Consider the following 18,913-nt stretch of genomic DNA (forward strand, 5'->3'; position numbering starts at 1 on the left):
CTCATGTAGGTTTTTATAAATAGGACTTTTTTGTAGTATGTATTATTAATAAAAAGAATATAACCTGGGGAATTTTGCTTCACGTAGAAACACATAACTATTACATATCGCCGCAATGGCGATGATGAAAATGGATGTGATGTGTGAACAAAAATGTCATTGTTTATTAATAATGCAACAAAAGTAAGGTATTGTTGGATGTTTTGCAAATGACGACGTTAAAAAGTTGACAACTATTTAGTGCCGTCTGATGCCGGCCACCGGTCTTTTTCGATGGTATATTCCAGTTGCAGGGAGCCGGGGCATGCCGGTGCCGGGTATTCTTTTGTTCTAACCGCTCCGATTTTCGCAAGGGCGCCCTGTGAGCGGAAGTTTTTTTCGCGCACGTGGAAGACGATGCGGTCTACAAATCGGAATGCATGGTCAATCATTAGGGATTTTACAGCCCGGTTCGCTTCACCTCCCCAGTAGGCAGTGGCCAGAAACGTGAAGCCAATGGCGACTTGTCTTTCCCGTGCACTGTATTCGTAATAAGAGGTTGCGCCGATAATAGCGTGGCGGGCTTTGTCGATAATGAGATAAGGCATATCCGTTTGAAGGAGCTTGTCGAAATAACGGGAGAAGCCGGCAGGCTGGTAGCGATCTGAATCGGGGTGCTGCCGCCAGATTTCTTTGTCGCGTGCCACCTCAAACAGCACGTCCCTGTCTGAAACAGACAGGGGGCTTAGTGCGAACAGGCTATTTTCGAGGGGCTTGAATTCCATTATTTAATAATGCGTTTGATCTTGTTTGATTTTTTGATCAGCCGGTGCAGTCCTTCGTAGTCTTCCTTCTCCAGCTTGTTATATAAGTTCTGTAGTTGGTGTATATGTTCTTCCAACACTTCGAGCACGTTGGTCCGGTTCTGCTTAAAAATCGGCGTCCACATGTCGGGCGACGACTTCGCGAGCCGAACGGTCGACTGAAATCCGGATCCGGCGAGTTCAAAGATGCGGCCTTGGGATTTTTCCTTTTCGAGTACGGTAAGCGCCAGGGCGAAAGACGTCAGGTGCGAAATATGCGACACATATGCGGTGTGCATATCGTGCTCGTCGGCGTTCATAAAGGAACTTTTCATCTCCAGCTGGTCGGTGAGCGCGTCGGCCAGTTCGAAGGCGTCTTCGTCGGATTTAAATGCCTCGACATAGACCATCACTTTGCCTTTAAACAGTCCGGCTACGGCCGCTTCGGGTCCCGAATATTCGGTTCCGGCCATGGGGTGGGCGGCTACATACCGGCCCCGGTTCGGGTGGTCGGCAATAAGCTGTAGGATATTGGTCTTTGTTGAGCCCATATCGATGACCACCTGATCAGTCAGTTTATCTAAAATCCCCGGAAGGACGGCCATAATGGCATCTACCGGAATGGTCAACACGATGATCTTACATTGTTTAAGGGCTTCGTCTAAAGGAAGAAACTCATCGACCAGCCCGAGCTGTAAGGCTTTCTTTTGGTTCGATTCGTTTTTCTCGACGCCGATTATTCTGTCACAAAAGTCTGTTTCCTTCAGACGGATGCCGATCGATCCGCCGATCAAACCAACACCAACTATGGCTATGTTCATGAGGCAGTAAGTAATATTATTGTTGATGAGCTTGACGCCCGTTAAAAACTATGTTTAAATTAAAAGTAGCCCGTGTTAAGATTTTGCTTCAATACGCGCTATTGCAGCGTCCAACAGTTCTTCGCTGGCACATAGGCTGATGCGTATATACCGCTGGCCGCCGCTTCCAAATATTCCACCGGGCGTAATGAAAACGTGGGCTGCATACAGTATCTCATCGCTAAGCGCATAGGCGTCGGCATACGTGCCGGGGATCTCCGCCCAGACGAACAGACCCACCTGCGATCGGTCGTAGCTGCACCCGAGCATATCCATAATATGAAATACCTTGTCGCGCCGTTTGCTATAGACCGCATTAAGGTCTTTGTACCAGGAGCTGTCGAGCTGCAGCGCTCTTGCCGCCGCGAGTTGCATGGGAAGGAACATTCCGGAATCCATGTTGCTCTTAAAACGGAGTATTTCTTCTATACGTTGCTGGTTTGCGATTAGCATACCGATTCGCCAGCCGGCCATATTAGACGACTTGCTGAGCGAATTCAGTTCGATAGCGACGTCTATAGCTCCGGGGACGGCGAGGATACTCTGCGGCGTGTCGTTTAAAATGAAGCTGTACGGGTTATCGTGGCAGATCAATATCTGATGTTTCCTGCCAAACGCTATAATCTTCTCGAACAGCTCTGTTGTTGCTGATGCTCCTGTCGGCATGTGCGGGTAGTTGACCCACATCATTTTTACGGCCGATAGATCCAGTTTTTCGAGTTCGTCGAAATCCGGCTGCCAGCCATTGTCTGCCCGAAGGTCGTAGGTGATAGCTGTAGCTCCGCTGATTCGGACGGCGCTGCTATAGGCAGGGTATCCCGGATTGGGTATCAGCACGTGGTCGCCCTCCTGCAGGTAGGTCATGCAAATATGGACAATGCCTTCTTTAGAGCCGATCAGCGGGAGTATCTCCGAATTAGCGTCCAGTGCGACCTCGTAATATCGTGCATACCATGCTGCGATGGCTTCGCGTAGGACGGGAGCGCCTTTGTAGCTTTGATATCCATGGGTAGTAGGCTTGCTGGCTTCTTCGTGTAAGACCTGTATAACCTCGGGATGAGGTGGAAGATCAGGGCTTCCAATACCCAGGTTGATCACTTGAGCACCAGCTTTCCTCATCTCGTCGATCTCTCGTAGCTTCTTGGAGAAGTAGTATTCTTCCGTATGTTGTAACCTGCGTGCAACGTCCACGTTCATATTGTTGGATTTGAAATTTAGCGCCTAAATTAAAGATTAAAAGGAATAAAAGCGGGTTTTTGTTGCGAAAATATCAAATCATTGCAACAAATGAGCGGTTGTTCGGCGATTGAAAAGCGGTACCTTGCTTTTTTTATTACTTTTGTGGTCTGAACATAATACATGAAGACATACTTTAGACTGCTATCGTTTGCCAAGCCTATTGAGAAATACGCTATTCCGTACATCATCTGTACGGTGATTACAGTTGTATTCGGAACGTTAAACCTTGCGTTGTTAGCCCCGCTTTTACAGGTGTTGTTTAAAGGCACGGGAGACGATCAGCTGGCGCCGGTGGAGATGACGGAGAAGCCCAGCGGTATCGATGATATCGGCGGCTGGTTTACTTACTATGCGGATAAGCTCTACTATGATATCGGTCCATACGAAGCGCTGAAGTATGTCTGTATCGTTATTGTAACTTCGGTTTTCCTTAGTAACCTGTTCCGTTATTTTTCGCAACGGATCATGGAAAACCTCCGCATACACACGTTGCTGAACCTGCGCAAATCGGTATTTGATAACGTTATGGATCTCCACCTCGGCTATTTCACCAACAGCCGGAAGGGTGATGTGATGTCGAAGATCGCTTCGGATGTGCAGGTCGTACAGTTTTCCGTGACGTCTACGTTACAGGTGGCTTTTAAAGAGCCGCTGCAGCTCGTCGCGTACATCGTTGTCCTGTTCGCGTTTTCGGCGAAGCTGACGCTTTTCTCGCTGGCCGTGATTCCCGTTTCGGCTTTTTTTATTTCCAAGATCGTTAAGAAGCTGCGGGAGCAGGCGCGGGAAGGGCAGCAATCGTATGCCAACATGATTTCCTATTTGGACGAAGCGCTTTCGGGCGTAAAAATTATAAAGGCATTTAACGCGGTGCCCTTTGTGAAAGACCGGTTCAATGGAGAGAGCGAGCACTATTCCAAAATTATGCGTCGGATGGTGCGAAGGCAGCAGATGAGTTCGCCTGTTTCGGAGCTGCTGGGCGTATTGATGGTTGCCGTCATCCTGATGTATGGCGGAAGTCTGGTTTTAAGCGGCGAGGGCGACCTGAAGGCGTCGGAGTTTATTACCTACATTGCTGTGTTTTCCCAGGTCATGCGGCCAGCAAAGGCGCTGACCGACGCGTTTTCGAGTATACACAATGGAATTGCGGCAGGCGAGCGGGTACTGGGGCTAATCGACGAACGCAGTGCGGTGACAAACAGGGACAACGCTATTGCTGTCTCCGAGTTCAAGGAAGGCATCCGGTTCAAAGGCGTTAACTTTGCCTACGGCGACAAACGTATACTTAGCGAGATCAACCTGGACATACCGAAAGGAAAGACGGTGGCTTTGGTTGGTCCGTCGGGAGGAGGGAAGTCGACTTTGGTGGATCTTATACCGCGTTTTATGGATGTTACCGGCGGCGCTATTTTGTTCGATGGCGTCGACATACGCGACCTGAAACAGGAGTCGTTGCGTGCGCTGATCGGCACGGTCAACCAGGAGTCTATCCTGTTCAACGATACCATTTTTAATAATATTGCTTTTGCAAAGACCGACGCCAGCGCGGAGGAAGTCGAGCGGGCAGCGAAAATAGCTAATGCGCATGACTTTATAGTAAAAACCGAGCACGGCTATCACACTAACATCGGCGATCGTGGAGCTAAGCTGTCCGGAGGCCAACGACAGCGGATCTGCATTGCCCGTGCCGTACTGCGGAACCCACCGATCATGCTGTTGGACGAGGCGACGTCGGCCTTAGATACAGAGTCTGAAAAGCTCGTCCAGGATTCGTTATACAAGCTGATGGAAAACCGTACGACGGTGGTAATTGCCCACCGCTTAAGCACCATACAAAATGCGGATAAGATTGTTGTGATCGAAGCCGGGCATATTGTGGAGGAGGGTAACCATCAGGAGCTGATAGCCAAACAAGGATTATATAAACGGTTGATAGACATGCAGCAATTTGCTGATTAACATAGAAAGGCGCGCGGAAAGTCGCTTTTTTCTTTGCTAATTGGTACATTTGTTCAATCAGGAGGCAGAAATGAATGCAACGCAGAAACTTGATTTTTTAATTCAAGACAAACACTTGGATGCCGATTTAAAACGCGTAGCACAGAAAGTATTGCAGGGCGAGCGTGTTACTTTTGATGAAGGCGTTTTACTTTACGAACGTGGAGAGCTTGGCTACCTTGGCGTGCTGGCAAACTACATCCGGGAGAAGAAACACGGACACCTGACCTACTTTAACCGTAATTTTCATATTGAGCCGACAAACGTATGCGTCTATGACTGTAAGTTTTGTGCCTACTCACGGCTGATTAAAGAACGGGACCAAGGTTGGGAGATGGATGTAGATGGCATGATGGATATCGTGCGCAAATATGACGGAGAGCCTGTTACCGAAGTACACATTACCGGCGGCGTGGTGCCGAAGCAGAACCTGGAATTTTATGCCGAGTTCTTCAAACGCTGTAAAGCGCACCGCCCGGATCTTCATATCAAAGGACTGACGCCGGTTGAATATTATTATATCTTTAAGAAAGCGAAGCTTAGTCATTATGACGGACTAAAGTACCTTCAGGAGTGTGGACTAGATTCCATGCCGGGGGGAGGAGCAGAGATTTTTCATCCGGAAGTGCGGGAAAAGATCGCGGGCGACAAGTGTACGGCGGAGCAATGGCTCGATATTCACGAACAGGCGCACAAACTGGGTATGCGTACCAACGCAACCATGTTATATGGACACATAGAGCAATTTTGGCACCGCGTGGATCATATGGAACGTCTGCGTCAGCTTCAGGACAAGACGGGTGGGTTTCAGACCTTTATTCCACTGAAGTTCCGTAACCAGGGACACCAGATGTCGCACATACCCGAGGTCTCGGTTGTGGAAGATCTGCGTAACTACGCTGTGTCCCGCATCTATATGGACAACTTTGACCACATAAAAGCTTACTGGGCGATGATTTCGCGCGATACGGCGCAGCTTTCCCTGGCATTCGGCGTAGACGACATTGATGGTACGCTAGATGATACGACCAAAATTTATTCGATGGCCGGAGCCGAAGAGCAACATCCGGGGATGAGCACCCGCGAACTCGTCGAGTTGATTAAAAATGTAGGGCGTCACCCGATTGAGCGGGATACCCTGTACCAAGTGGTCACCGACTATAAGGACGTGGTATTCGACGGCCAGACGAAACCCAGCTATTATTCTTTACCAGTAGTAGAATAACAACATTGAAGAAGACTTTTTATTTTATCCGACACGGTCAAACCGATTTAAACTTAAGAGGTATTGTGCAGGGCAGGGGAGTGAACTCACCCCTGAATGAAACCGGCCTACAACAGGCCAAAGCATTCTATGAGGCTTTCAAGGACGTGCCTTTCGATAAGGTGTACACCTCCACACTGCTGCGTACGAAGCAGACAGTGCAGCGCTTTATTGATCAGGGGATACCCGCGGAAGAGCTGCCTGGACTGGATGAGATTTCCTGGGGTATTTACGAGGGGAAGGAGCAGGACGAGGTGATTATGGCCGGATTTGAGCAGGTTGTGGCGGCATGGCGTAGCGGTAACCTTGATTTAAGCATCGAAGAAGGCGAATCGCCGAATCAGCTGGTGGCCCGACAGAAAGAAGCTGTCGCATACATGGTGGCGCAGCCGAATGAGGAGACGGTGCTTGTCTGCATGCACGGAAGGGCTCTCCGTATCCTTTTGTGTCACTTAACCGACATGTCGGTATGCCTTATGGACGATTTTCCCCATACGAATACCGCGCTTTATATTTTAACATACGAAGATGGTCGTTTTTCCATAATCGATCATTACAATGTTAAACACTTAGAAAATTTGTAGATGAAGAAGATAAGTGTGTCTGCGGTTTCGTATACGAATACCTTGCCTTTTTTGCAGGGGATACGGAATTCGGAGATACTAAGTGAGATTGAGCTCTCGGTAGACTACCCTGCCGAATGTGCCCGCAAGGTAATTGCCAACGAGGTGGATATGGGTATTATTCCTATAGCAGCATTGCTGGACCTGCCCACGTACCATATTATAGGCGACTATTGCATAGGCAGCGACGGTGCCGTGGATTCGGTATTTATCTTTTCTTCAAAGCCGGCGCACGAGATAAACACCCTATTGCTAGATAAGCAGTCCCGCACGTCGAACGGACTGGCACGGATACTCTTGAAGCACCATTGGAAGAGGGACATCCGGGTGGTAACCGAAGGGGAGGCGGATGCGTATGTGCTTATCGGCGACCGTACATTCGGGAAGAAGGCGTCGGTTCCTTACGCGTATGATTTGGGACACTATTGGAAGGAGATGACCGGACTCCCATTTGCTTATGCTGTCTGGGTATCGAACAAGAAGCTTCCGGAGACGTTCGAGAGATCGTTTAATGCGGCGCTGGCTGAAGGGGTTTCTCATCCTGAGGATGTGATTCCCGGATTGCCTGTATACGATAATTTTGATTACAAAACGTATTTGACCCAACACCTCGATTTCCATCTGACGCCCGAAAAGAGGGAGGCCATAAACCGCTATCTAACGCTTTACCGACAGCTGTAATGGTTGTTTGATAGATAGTACAAAATTATACGTTCTATTTCGGTTTGTTTTCGTGGTTTTAGATTTAAGACTTGCTGCCGGTTTAATTAACGGGTTCGACTCCTGCGTGACAACTTTCTGATAAGGTACGATCAGAGATAATAGACCGGAGACAAAACCTTTTGTCTCCGGTCTGATACCTCCAGTCTGTTACACCATTCTTCAATTCCAGCCGCCACCAAGTGATTTGTATAAGTTTATAGCTGCTATAAATTGCGATTTTTGCGATTCAATTAGCTCGAGTTTGGCTTCGATGGCGTCGCGCTGCGTCATCAGTACCTCCATGTAATCAGCATGTGCCGAGTTGAATAAGTCGTAGGCAATCTGCACTGACTCTGTAAGCGCGACGACCTGTTTGCGTTCCAAGTCGGTGATATGCGACGTGTTTTTGTATTTCGCTAGCTGATTGGCGACTTCAACATAGGCGTTTAACAAGGTCTGCTCATAAGTATACACAGTCTGTATCTGTTTAGCATTGGCATTTAGATACTCCGCTTCAATCGCCCGCCTGTTGACGAGTGGGGCGATGAGGTCGCCTGTGATCGTGTACACCAGCGACTGTGGTGTTTTCAGCAGATAAGCAGGATTGAATGCCTGATAGCCTAAGCTTGCAGAAATGCCGACAGCAGGGTAAAACCTCGCTTTTGCAATCTTAACATCGAGTTTTGCTGCGGCCATAAGCAGTTCAGCTCGCCTTACGTCCGGACGATTGTCGAGCAGCTGGCTGGGTAAGCCCTCCTGTACTGCCGGAAGTGTTTGCGCGGCAAGGCCCTGCTGGTCGCGCTCAATGGGCTGTGGGTAGCGCCCGACAAGGTAGTTTAGCTTGTTCTCAACTTCGACGAGCTGCTGATCGATTTTATAACGGAGGCTTTGATTTTTCAGAACCTCGGCCTCAAATTTTTTAACAGGGAGTTCGGTAACGCGCATGGCTATCTTTTGAAGCCGCACGAGTTCCAGCGCATCACGCTGCAATTTCAGGTTCTCATCGACCAGCTTTTTCTGTTGATCCAGCGCCAACAGCTCGTAATAGAGGCCGGCGATCTCCGCAACCAGGTTGGTGACCATAAAGTTCTTTCCTTCAATAGTAGAGAGATATTGCAGGCGGGCTTCTTTCTCTGCGTTATGCAGCTTTTTCCAGATGTCTATCTCCCACGTAGCAAACAAGCTGGCTCCTATGTCAGGCATTGGTTCCGGGTTTTCCCTGCCGTCGCGGATTTGGTTTTGTCTTTCGGCGGCTCCCAGGGGAGTATATTCACTACGTTTCTCGGCGCCGCCTCCCGCACTGATGCCGACGAAGGGGAGGTATTCTCCCTTTCTTGCACTTATCTCGTTGCCGGACACATTGATTTCCTGCAGCATGATATTTAGTTCCTGATTGTGGCTTAATGCCGTGTCAATCAATCTGCGTAGATGCGGATCGGTAAAGTAGTCCCGCCAATTCAGTGTGGCAACGGTTGAGCTGTCGGCTGCCCCTGCGTAAGTGTCCGGCAAGCGCACGGTGGATTTCTTTTCTGCTATCTTAGGAAGGTTGCAGGACACTACGATCAAGCATCCTATAGATAAGATATAGCGGGTGATATGTCGTTTGTTCATCAGTTTTGTATTTCTTCCATTATTATACGGTTTTGTATTTCTTCCAGTAAGGGCTGCTCCTCTTCATGCTTGATCAGCTTCCGCTTGCTAGCGATGCTGCCGAAGATGAAATACAGTCCGGGGACGATGATGACGCCGAATACTGTTCCCAGCAGCATTCCTCCGGCGGCTGCCGCGCCGATTGTTCGGTTGCCGATAGCTCCGGGGCCGTGCGCGAACACCATCGGAATCATCCCGGCGATGAAAGCGAAGGATGTCATCAGGATGGGCCTAAAACGAACTTTGGCGCCCTGAATGGCCGCTTTATATACGCTCATGCCTTCAGCATGTTTCTGCATCGCAAATTCAACAATGAGGACGGCGTTTTTTCCGAGTAAACCGACGAGCATCACTAATCCCACCTGCGCATAGATGTCGTTGGCCAATCCCATGACCTTGAGCAGAAGGAAGGTGCCAAAGATTCCGGCCGGAAGCGAGAGGATGACAGATAGTGGGAGTACAAAGCTTTCGTATTGTGCCGCAAGTACCAGATACACGAACCCAAGAACAATTAAAAAGATGTATACAGCTTCGTTGCCCCGGGCGGCCTCGTCCTTCGTCAGTCCCTCCCAGCCGATGTCATATCCGCGCGGCAACGTCTTGGCGGCCACTTCCTGAATAGCTTGTATGGCTTGTCCCGTGCTGTAGCCCGGTGCGGGCTCGCCTTTGATGGCCGAGGAAGGGTACATGTTGTACCTTGTGATCTCATTGAGTCCGTGCGTCTTTCGCATCTTCATAAAGGCTGAATAAGGCACCATTTCGTCCCGGTTGTTTTTGACGTAAAGCTTCATGACATCTTCTGGTAGCGCCCTCGCCTCGGGCGATGCCTGCACGTATACCTTGTAAAATGTGCCGAAGCGGATAAAGCCCTGTTCGTACGTGCTGCCGATCAAAATGGAAAGGTTATTCATCGCATTTTCGATGTTTACACCCTTTTGCATAGCCGCTTCATTGTCGATTTCTAGTTCGTACTGGGGGTAATTGGCGCTGAAAAATGTGAATAGGCCGGCGAGCTCTTTTCGTTTTCCGAGTGCATCCATAAATTCGTCGTTTACTTTTTCGAGTTCTTTATAATTGTCTGAATTTGTTTTATCCAGTAAACGAAGCGAGAAGCCGCCGGCGGCGCCATAACCGGGCACTGCAGGAGGGCCAAAAAACTCAATAGTAGCGCCAGGTATCTCTTTTGCTTTTTCCTCTAGTTCTTCAATGATTTCCGGTACCGTCTCTTGGCGTTCGGACCAATCTTTCAGTTCAATCAGACACGTGCCCGCATTGGATCCGCGACCTTCTGTCAGCACTTCATATCCGGCGAGCGCTGTCACTGAAGCGACACCGTCTACGTGCTCGCTGATTTTCTGCAATTGGCGGGCAACATCGTTCGTCCGTTCTAAGGTGGATCCGGGAGGCGTCTGGACGATCGCGTAGATCATACCTTGGTCTTCATTGGGAATGAAGCCGCTCGGTAGGGTCCGCGACAAACCGAAGATCCCGAAAGTAAAAGCGCCGAGCAGCACGAAGGTGACAAGCCGTCGGTTGACGATACGTTTCAAAAACAGCGCGTAACGTAGGTTGAGCCGATCAAATTTCCGGTTGAAGGCGTCGAGCGCGCGATCGATCGGACTCTTCTTTTTTCCATTATTCTGGTGGCTTTTCAGGATCATGGCACATAACACCGGTGTTAAGGTGAGGGCAACAAATCCTGATATGACAATTGAACAGGCCATCGTGATAGCGAACTGACGGAAAAACACACCTACCGGCCCGGTCATAAATGCGACCGGTACGAAGACGGCCGTCATTAAAAGCGTGATCGCGATGACGGCACCACTTATTTCACGGATAACCTCTATCACCGCCTTATATGGAGGGAGGTGCTTCTCCTGCATCTTGGCATGTACGGCTTCGACAACAACAATGGCGTCGTCCACCACAACGCCGATAGCAAGCACCAACGCAAACAGTGTAATCAAATTAATCGTCAGGCCAAATACCTGCATAAACATAAAGGCGCCGATCAGGGATACGGGGACGGCGATGGTGGGGATAAGCGTCGACCGCCAATCGCCGAGGAACAGGAAGACAACCAGCGCAACCAGAACAAAGGCTTCGACCAGTGTGTGCACAACCTTATCTATCGAGGCATTCAAAAAGCTAGATACATCATATGTAATCTTATAGTCCATTCCCGGAGGGAAGGAGGCGGTTTTGATTTCTTCTAGTTTGGCCTTTACCTCCTTGATCACTTCGTTGGCATTGCTACCATAGTTTTGTTTGAGCGTTATGGATGCAGATGGCAACCCATCGAGGTTGGAATAGATATCATAAAATTCGCTGCCGAGCTCAACGGTGCCGATATCTTTCAGCTTGAGACTTTCTCCTCCAGGGTTGGAGCGGATGATAATATTCTCGTATTCCTCAACCTTATTGTAGCGGCCTTTGTACGTCAGCACGTATTCGAGGGCTTGGGAGCGCTTGCCGGTGCTTTGGCCTATCCGTCCCGGCGTCCCGATAATGCTCTGCTGTCCCATAGCCTCCATCACTTCGTCTGTGGAAACGTTGTAGGCACGCATACGTTCCGGATTGAGCCACACGCGCATGGCGTAGATGCGGCTTCCTAATATTTTGGCGCTACCAACACCCTTAAGACGGCTGATTTCCGGAATGACGTTTACGTTGGCGAAGTTATAAAGAAACTTCTGATCGGCCTGGGGATCTTTGCTGAATACATTCACATACATGAGCATGTTTGGCGATGTGTAGCTGACAACGAGTCCTTCCCGCTGGACGAGTTCGGGCAGTCGGTTCGTTACCTGCTCAATGCGTGTTTTGACGTTTACCATCGCCTGACTGGGGTCTGTACCGAGGTCAAAATAAACCATGATAGTCGCTTCGCCCGCGCTTGTGGCGTCTGAGGTCATGTATTTCATGCCCGGCGTGCCGTTGATCGATTTTTCCATAGGTATGAGCACCGACTCGGTCAATACGTTGGCGCTGGCCCCGGGATAGGCAATGTTGACGACGACGACCGGAGGCGCAATGTCTGGAAATTGGGAGATGGGGAGCGTGCCTATCGCCAGCAGCCCCAGAAATATGATGACGATGGATAGCACAATGGCCAGCACCGGTCTTTTTATAAATTTTTCAAACATAGCTTTCGAAACTGATAAGACATCTATTGATTATTCGCTGGGTAAAATCAAATCGGACATGATTTGACGAGGCTGCTTCATAGCGTAGCTGATTTTATCGCCGTCCTGTACTTTTCGGATACCCTCGAGTAGGATCTTTTCGCTGCCGGTCAGACCGCTGCCGACAATGTAAAGATCGGGCAGCTCTGCTTTGACCGTGATCGGAGTGAGCTTCACTTTATCGGCTTTATCGACGATATAGACATATTTCTTGTCCATAATTTCGAACGTAGCTTTCTGGGGGATGATGATGGCTCGAGGCATTGGAATGCTCATCCGTATGTTGCCGGTTTGCCCGTTTCGCAGCAGGTTTTCCGGGTTCGGGAAAGTGGCCCGGAAGGCTATGTTTCCAGTTTCGTTGTTGAAGTCGGCTTCTATCGTCTCGACCTTCCCGTGATGCCCGTAGATGTCCTGATTGGCGAGAACAAGCTGGACCTGATCCAGGTTTTGTTCACTTTTATGACTTCTATAGTTTAGGTATTCGGCCTCCGGTACATTAAAATACACCCACATTGTGCTGTTGTCGGACAACGTAGTCAGGAGGTCTCCTTCGTCTACCAAGCTACCCAGTTTCATGTCCAAGTGGTCTATGATTCCGTCGTAAGGCGCGGTGATTTTTGTGAAGGAAAGGTGCGCCGATGCGAGCTCCATCTCTGCCTGTGCTTTTTTTAGCCGTGCTTTTGCCATGGAGAGCTCATTGGGAGAGACGACATTCTTTTCAGCCAGGGTCTGTATATTCTGTAACTCGATCGCCGTTGCTTCGGCTTCTGCCTGAGCTTTATGGAACTCGGCGTTGTAAATTTTTGTCATAATCTGGAAAAGCAGTTGCCCCTTGCGGACGTATTGCCCCTCGTCGACAAAGACCTTTTCGAGGTAGCCCCGTTCCTGGGAGCGCACCTCGATATGCCTGATGGATCGGATCTGGCTCACGTATTGCTTTAGGATGGTGGTGTCGGTCACCAAAGGTGTCGAGACCAGGAAATGGAGGCTTTCTTCTTTGTTTTCCTTATGGGTGCTGCAGCCGGCCCATGCGAGCCATGCCACGCAACCGATAAGCATGATGTTTTTTTTCATATGCTTGATGCGTTGATTAAATCTGTTTGGTGGGATAGGAAGCATACATCGTCTGCCACGCGTGACGGACACATATATATCCTATATGAAGTCGCTACGACGGCTGCCTAAAAGAAGGCCGTCGACGTACGGACTCCTACCCGCAGGTTGAATTAAATGTTATTTAGAAATCGATGAGTTGTGTGCTGGCAAATACGACTGGCCAGACCTGGTCTCTTATATCCGGGCGGCGGCAGGTTTACCATTAAAACATGCAAGGGGAATGTCTATGTCCGGAAATCGCGGAACAATAAGTATCTTTCTTTGTCAAAGCAGGTTGTAGGATGGGCAATGTCTGCCACGGTATGTTTAGACTGAAAGATGTAAGAAGAAAGACGGAAGGACAGGGGGCGTTGTGGGAGAAAACTGATGAGTGGCAGCGGAAAGTGGCCGGGGTCTTTTGGAACCTTTGGATCTCTCTCTTCAACCTTCTCTGAGCTCTCTTCATCATGATGGTGATGATACAGGGTTTTCCTTCTGAACTGCTGATAGTCGTCGTCGGCCCCGTTTAAAAATGTTTGGCTGTTGGCAGCTATAGCAAAAGGAGTCGCTTCGGAAGCGGGTTGTGCTGCGTTTCCTATTGACGCGAAGATATCCAATACCGCACCTAAGTTGATTAAAGCAATCAACAAGAGGAAAGATGATCGTATTACCCGCTTCGTCATTTGGTGGCAAATCTATAAAAAAGTATCAAAAACCAATGTTAATTTTTTGTAATATACTTTTTGCTGGGAAACTAGGTTTCGCATTGTATGCGCACCTGGTTGCCACATCACGAAGAAGCCGATTGGTGCCGATTGTTATGCCGAAGTATCGCTCACAAGGAAATCGACGATATCCTCGCGGCTTTCTACCGACACCGGAGCCTGCAATGGTAGGATCAGTTCGTCGTCCACATGCGTATAAGCACTGGGGCAGTCGATCAACAGGTTTTTCGCCTGGAATCTATGCCAGGTGAAAGAAGCTTCTTTTCCCGCTGCCAGCCGGCTGATATAGTCTGCAAATTCGTCGCGTTGATCATCGCCTACGACAACGATGTCGAAGACGCCATCATCGGTTTTTGCGTCGGCGGCCAACACGAGATTCGGCCCGACGGATCGGATGTTCATGACTTCCAATAGTATACAGCGTCCTTCGAAGATCTGGTTGTCTGCCTGTATGCGATAGGGCGTCGTATCCGCCGATAACGTCAGCTTGCGTAAGGCTCTCAAGGCAAACTGTAGCTCTTCGTCGGCAGAGGTCAGGCTGCTTGTATCTCTGTTGTCCATATGCCATATCAGGCGCGCGAAGACGCCGAAACCCATACTTTCCAAAAAGAAATTGGTATGGTGCAGGCTTTTTATCACGCCGAGATCAAAGCGTTGGCGTTTACTATTTTTCCAGTTTTTGATATGGTGCTCATGGCTGAGCTGAGGGTCGATGCCCAAGGTCTTTGCGAGGTTGTTGGCTGTTCCCATTGGTAGGATGGCCAACGGCAATTTTTTTTCGAGCAGGCTGCGCTGCAGCAGCTCTTTCATCACCTTCCGTACCGTGCCATCGCCTCCTGCCACGGCTACGAAATCGGTCTGGTCTAACTGTTCTTTCCAGTTGTCGCCTTTCTTTACCGAAAAATAGATACCGTTATATCCTTCGTCTTCGATGGTGCGTACGAGATCCATCTGAAGGTGATTTTTGTCGCCTGCGCCGGGGTTGTGCAATAAGATTACCGTTTTCATCCGTTTAAATTATATATAAGTGTACAGTACGTGGCCAGATCCCTGCTTTGCGGTCGTCGACGTTCCTCCTGCCCACACTGACGAACAACTATGTTTTGTCATGTATTAAAGTTATGCGTGTGGCATCTCCATTCTACAGAGGAGCGCGTCACACCCGGATTGTTTCTTATCGGGATGAAGCTATCAGATTTTTCACCCGTGTGCGGTTTGAATAAATCATGATGGTTTCACGACCTGTTTTACCTATGAACCTTTTGGGAAGGCAAATTGTTGTTATATAACATATAAATATTTACGTGAACGAGAGGGACGGCGCCGAGTAGCAGATTTTGAAGCGCCCTTCCCGCAAAAAGATGGTGAAATGAAGATACTGGTTACAAATGATGATGGCATATACAGTCCCGGAATAGCCGCGTTAGCCCGCGTGGCGAAGAAGTTTGGTGATGTAAAGGTTGTGGCTCCCGACGTAGAGCAGTCGTCCATGGGACATGCCGTAACGCACTCCCGTCCATTAAGTTGCAAGAAGTCGCCCATTGAGTTTCAGGACATTGAAGCTTATCGGGTCAATGGAACGCCTGCGGATTGTGTCGCGATGGGGACACACCTTTGGAAGAATGTGGACGTCGTGTTGTCCGGCATCAATATGGGACCTAACCTGGGGAACTCCATGTGGCATTCAGGTACGCTTGCAGCAGCGAAGCAGGCTGTTCTTTTCGGTATAAAAGGCATTGCGCTGAGCACGCCTGTAGGAAAGACGGAGCCGGACTTTGATTTGCTTGAGCCATTCGTCGAGCAGGCGCTCGGGCTGTTGCTGAAAGGCGACGAGCTTGCGCTGTACAACGTAAATTTTCCGGAGAGCCCGAAAGATATTGTTTGGACCAGGCAGTCGGTGAGGTTGTATGACGGGACCATCATTCCGGGGAAAGACCCTATGGGCCGTAAGCACTATTGGTTCACTGTTACGCCGTTGGAGGCGGCTGAAGAGGGTACGGACCGATGGGCGGTGGAAAACGACATGGTCTCGATTACGCCGTTGCGGCTCGATCTGACGGATGAAGCCACGCTGCAGGAAAAACTCGGAGAGACGTAGAGACCGCGCCGGATTTTTTTAGCAAATATTTCAGAGTAGTTGAAGTTATTCTTATATTCGGTAAACGTTATTAACCGATGAGAATAGGGCTATTTTGTACATTCTTTTTTCTTTTTATTGTCGGACAGTTGTCCGGATATGGTGCGACGCCAAGATTGAGCAAGGCGGACATTCCGCGATGGGTGCAAAGCACCCCAAAGCACCCCAAAGCAACCGAAGGCGCCTGATGACGAAGACATCAGTGCTGGTTACTATTTCGAACGTGTCGAATACCAGGTCAATATCGGTGACCAAAGCCGCTTTTACCGGGATGTTAAAGTGCTTACAGAAAATGCCGGCGCCGAATACGCCGGGCAGGTCAATATCACCTTTAACCCGCAGTATCAGACGCTAACACTGCATGAGCTATATGTCATCCGTGACGGAAAGCCAATAGACAAGCTGGACATTTCTAAATTTCAGCTGCTGGCGACAGAAGGAGAACTTTCGCGCTTCATTTATAACGGTACATATTCCGCTTATCTTTTGCTGGAGGATTTGCGCAAGGATAATACGATTGTCGTTTCGTATTCACTGAAGGGTTTTAATCCGGTATTTGGCAACCGGTTTTTTGATACCCAGTTCTTACAGGGGCCAGAGCCGGTTGGGCTTTTGTATGTGAACTATATCGTGCCCAAGGGGCGGACACTGCGTTTTAAAGGCTTTAAGGAGGCGCCGCCCGCCACGCAGCAGGATCTCGGAAACGCCATGTCCTATTCTTGGTCGATTGCGGGGACTGGGAAAGTAGACTATGAAAGCGACGTTCCGCTATGGTATGCAACACGGCAGCGTATAGAATGCTCGGAGTTTAAAAGCTGGGCGGAGGTGGCGCAGTGGGCGGCCGACGTAAATCCGATTCCGACGCTGGCTGTAGGCAGTAGGCTGCAGCATTTTGCGGACCAGCTGTGGAGCAAGGCCAACGGAAACTCTACACAGTACGTGAAGGAAGCGACCGACTTCGTGCAGAATTAGGTACGTTATATGGGGGTGGAAGTGGGCGAATACTCACACCGCGCAAATAACCCTGAAAAGGTGTTCGATCAACGTTATGGCGATTGCAAGGATAAGTCCGTGCTGCTTAGCGCACTGTTGAAATATAAGGGGCTCGGCGCCACTTTGGTTTTAGCAAACTCTTACGAAGAGTACGAACTACCGGAGTATCTGCCATCGCCGTCCGCATTTAATCACATGGTCGTTTATGCCGAGGTCGACGGCAGAGGCCAATATATAGACCCTACGATCAGCAATCAGGGTGGGCATATTCGCGACCGCTACTTTCCGTTTTATGGAAAGGTGCTGTGGGCAACAAAAGGAGGAAAGTTGAACGATACAGAAAAGATCGTGTCGGGAAACACCCGTGTGGAGGAACGCTTTCAGTTGCAGAAGGACGGTGGGGCGACGCTCGATGTGCTGACCATCTACACCGGAGCAAACGCCGATAATATGCGTAATTATTTTAAGCAGACGGCAAAGAAGCAAATCGAGACGTCGTATCTGGAGTATTATCAGCGGTTTTATAAGCAGCTTTCTAAGCGTTCGGCACTGACCTATGAAGACGACGTCGAAAATAACGTCTTTTCGACAAGAGAGTATTATACCATTAAACAGGCGGTGGATGTAGATGCAGCCACCGGTAGACGTCATATGGGTATATACTCAGCCACGCTGAGCAACTACCTACCAGAGGTCAACGACGCGCGCACGGCTCCCATCGCATTGCAATATCCGCTGTCTATTGAACATGATGTGTATGTGATCAATCCCGAAGGGAAGCCTGTTCCGGCAATGAAAGAAGCCACATTCACGGATAGGGAAAGCTACTATTTTGGCAAAACAATCTCTACCTCAAAGGATACCCTAAAAATTGCTTACCGTCTGGGGTTCCATGATACCTAGGTTGCCGGAGACAAGATAAATGAATATTTGGCCGATTTTTCGGATAGGGAAAGCTTGTTTTCGAACGCGGTCTATTTCGATGAGAACGGTTTCCTCTGGGGGTCCGGAGGCGGCGGGAAGTTCAGCCTATGGGCTATATTCGCTTTTTTCGGCTTACTGGCGATACTGGTTTGGGCGACAATCCGATATTATCACTGGCGCGGGGCGTCATCGCTGGTTCCGTTATATGATGAACCTGATTACGACAGCATTGGTGGCTGGCTGATTGTCCTGTTGCTGCTGCTGATTATTATACCTATCAATGTTTTTTATACGACAATGGTGGAGAGTGGGTTCCGGGAATCAGCGTGGACCATTATCACAATTGATTCGGGAGTTTCGCCGCTCATTTATCGCGCCCTTCTGGTCTTTGAATTTACTTGCAATACTTTCGTGATTTTCTTATCGGGATACTGCATATACCTACTTATCAAACGCCGTGATATTTTTCCGCAGACATTTTTCTGTTTCCTGGTGATCAGGGTAGCTTGTATGTTGATCGACTTGTTGCTTGTCTGGATTTTTCTCAAGGAACCGGTCACAGTCTTGGAGAGTCTGTCTGCTCTTGGAGGCATGTCGGTGTATGCGGTACTCTGGTCGTTGTATATATTCAATTCGACGCGGGTGAAAGGCACATTTCTGGTGCAAAGCGCCATATCTCGGGAACAACAGCACGCGGGAGGGGTTCAGCAGCTTGAGCAGTAAAGACGTGCGCCTC

The 18,913-nt window shown here is 49.3% G+C and carries 16 protein-coding genes; 8 read left to right on the top strand and 8 right to left on the bottom strand.

Annotated elements, in window-relative coordinates; all coding sequences use genetic code 11:
* Positions 1-233: 233 nt before the first annotated feature.
* The 3 genes from BC792_RS04245 to BC792_RS04255 form a co-directional block, all read right to left on the bottom strand.
* Positions 234-764: a GNAT family N-acetyltransferase gene (locus tag BC792_RS04245; RefSeq protein ID WP_148907748.1), complete on the bottom strand. Its 531-nt coding sequence runs from the start codon at positions 762-764 to the stop codon at positions 234-236.
* Positions 764-1,603 (bottom strand): prephenate dehydrogenase, encoded by an 840-nt coding sequence (locus BC792_RS04250; RefSeq protein ID WP_148907749.1) that lies wholly within the window; start codon positions 1,601-1,603, stop codon positions 764-766. The genes BC792_RS04245 and BC792_RS04250 overlap by 1 nt, the downstream gene beginning before the upstream one ends.
* Positions 1,604-1,678: 75 nt before the next feature.
* Positions 1,679-2,839, bottom strand: coding sequence for a pyridoxal phosphate-dependent aminotransferase (locus BC792_RS04255; RefSeq protein ID WP_148907750.1), 1,161 nt, complete (start codon positions 2,837-2,839; stop codon positions 1,679-1,681).
* A gap of 162 nt (positions 2,840-3,001) precedes the next feature.
* Between BC792_RS04255 and BC792_RS04260 the strand changes: the two genes are divergently transcribed.
* From BC792_RS04260 to BC792_RS04275, 4 genes are all read left to right on the top strand, one after another.
* Complete coding sequence (locus tag BC792_RS04260) at positions 3,002-4,837, top strand: ABC transporter ATP-binding protein (RefSeq protein ID WP_148907751.1); 1,836 nt, start codon at positions 3,002-3,004, stop codon at positions 4,835-4,837.
* 70 nt (positions 4,838-4,907) lie between these two features.
* Complete coding sequence (gene mqnE / locus BC792_RS04265) at positions 4,908-6,101, top strand: aminofutalosine synthase MqnE (RefSeq protein ID WP_148907752.1); 1,194 nt, start codon at positions 4,908-4,910, stop codon at positions 6,099-6,101.
* Between the two features lie 5 nt (positions 6,102-6,106).
* Positions 6,107-6,724, top strand: coding sequence for a histidine phosphatase family protein (locus BC792_RS04270; protein WP_148907753.1), 618 nt, complete (start codon positions 6,107-6,109; stop codon positions 6,722-6,724).
* Positions 6,725-7,444, top strand: a complete 720-nt coding sequence (locus BC792_RS04275) for a menaquinone biosynthetic enzyme MqnA/MqnD family protein (protein ID WP_148907754.1) — start codon at positions 6,725-6,727, stop codon at positions 7,442-7,444.
* 201 nt (positions 7,445-7,645) lie between these two features.
* Here BC792_RS04275 and BC792_RS04280 read toward each other — a convergent pair whose 3' ends face one another.
* The 5 genes from BC792_RS04280 to BC792_RS04300 all read right to left on the bottom strand — a co-directional run bounded on the left by BC792_RS04280 (position 7,646) and on the right by BC792_RS04300 (position 15,131).
* Positions 7,646-9,076, bottom strand: coding sequence for a TolC family protein (locus BC792_RS04280; RefSeq protein WP_148907755.1), 1,431 nt, complete (start codon positions 9,074-9,076; stop codon positions 7,646-7,648).
* Complete coding sequence (locus BC792_RS04285) at positions 9,076-12,264, bottom strand: efflux RND transporter permease subunit (protein ID WP_148907756.1); 3,189 nt, start codon at positions 12,262-12,264, stop codon at positions 9,076-9,078. Before BC792_RS04285 ends, BC792_RS04280 begins: the two co-directional genes overlap by 1 nt.
* 30 nt (positions 12,265-12,294) lie before the next feature.
* Positions 12,295-13,377: an efflux RND transporter periplasmic adaptor subunit gene (locus BC792_RS04290; RefSeq protein ID WP_148907757.1), complete on the bottom strand. Its 1,083-nt coding sequence runs from the start codon at positions 13,375-13,377 to the stop codon at positions 12,295-12,297.
* A gap of 266 nt (positions 13,378-13,643) precedes the next feature.
* A complete protein-coding gene (locus tag BC792_RS04295; protein ID WP_148907758.1) occupies positions 13,644-14,081 on the bottom strand; it encodes a hypothetical protein in 438 nt (145 codons plus the stop codon).
* Between the two features lie 135 nt (positions 14,082-14,216).
* Positions 14,217-15,131 (bottom strand): diacylglycerol/lipid kinase family protein, encoded by a 915-nt coding sequence (locus tag BC792_RS04300; protein WP_148907759.1) that lies wholly within the window; start codon positions 15,129-15,131, stop codon positions 14,217-14,219.
* A gap of 361 nt (positions 15,132-15,492) precedes the next feature.
* Here BC792_RS04300 and surE point away from each other — a divergent pair, with 361 nt between their 5' ends.
* The 4 genes from surE (at position 15,493) to BC792_RS04320 (ending at position 18,900) form a co-directional block, all read left to right on the top strand.
* The gene (surE, locus tag BC792_RS04305) at positions 15,493-16,221 is read left to right on the top strand and encodes a 5'/3'-nucleotidase SurE (RefSeq protein WP_148907760.1); all 729 of its coding nucleotides are present in this window, start codon (positions 15,493-15,495) and stop codon (positions 16,219-16,221) included.
* A 282-nt stretch (positions 16,222-16,503) separates the two neighbouring features.
* The gene (locus BC792_RS04310) at positions 16,504-17,232 is read left to right on the top strand and encodes a DUF3857 domain-containing protein (RefSeq protein WP_262713434.1); all 729 of its coding nucleotides are present in this window, start codon (positions 16,504-16,506) and stop codon (positions 17,230-17,232) included.
* Between the two features lie 9 nt (positions 17,233-17,241).
* The gene (locus BC792_RS04315) at positions 17,242-18,156 is read left to right on the top strand and encodes a transglutaminase-like domain-containing protein (protein ID WP_148907762.1); all 915 of its coding nucleotides are present in this window, start codon (positions 17,242-17,244) and stop codon (positions 18,154-18,156) included.
* A 27-nt stretch (positions 18,157-18,183) separates the two neighbouring features.
* A complete protein-coding gene (locus BC792_RS04320; RefSeq protein ID WP_170249951.1) occupies positions 18,184-18,900 on the top strand; it encodes a DUF2569 family protein in 717 nt (238 codons plus the stop codon).
* The last annotated feature ends 13 nt before the right edge of the window (positions 18,901-18,913 follow it).

This window comes from Sphingobacterium allocomposti (genome assembly GCF_008124885.1).
Classification (GTDB): domain Bacteria; phylum Bacteroidota; class Bacteroidia; order Sphingobacteriales; family Sphingobacteriaceae; genus Sphingobacterium; species Sphingobacterium allocomposti.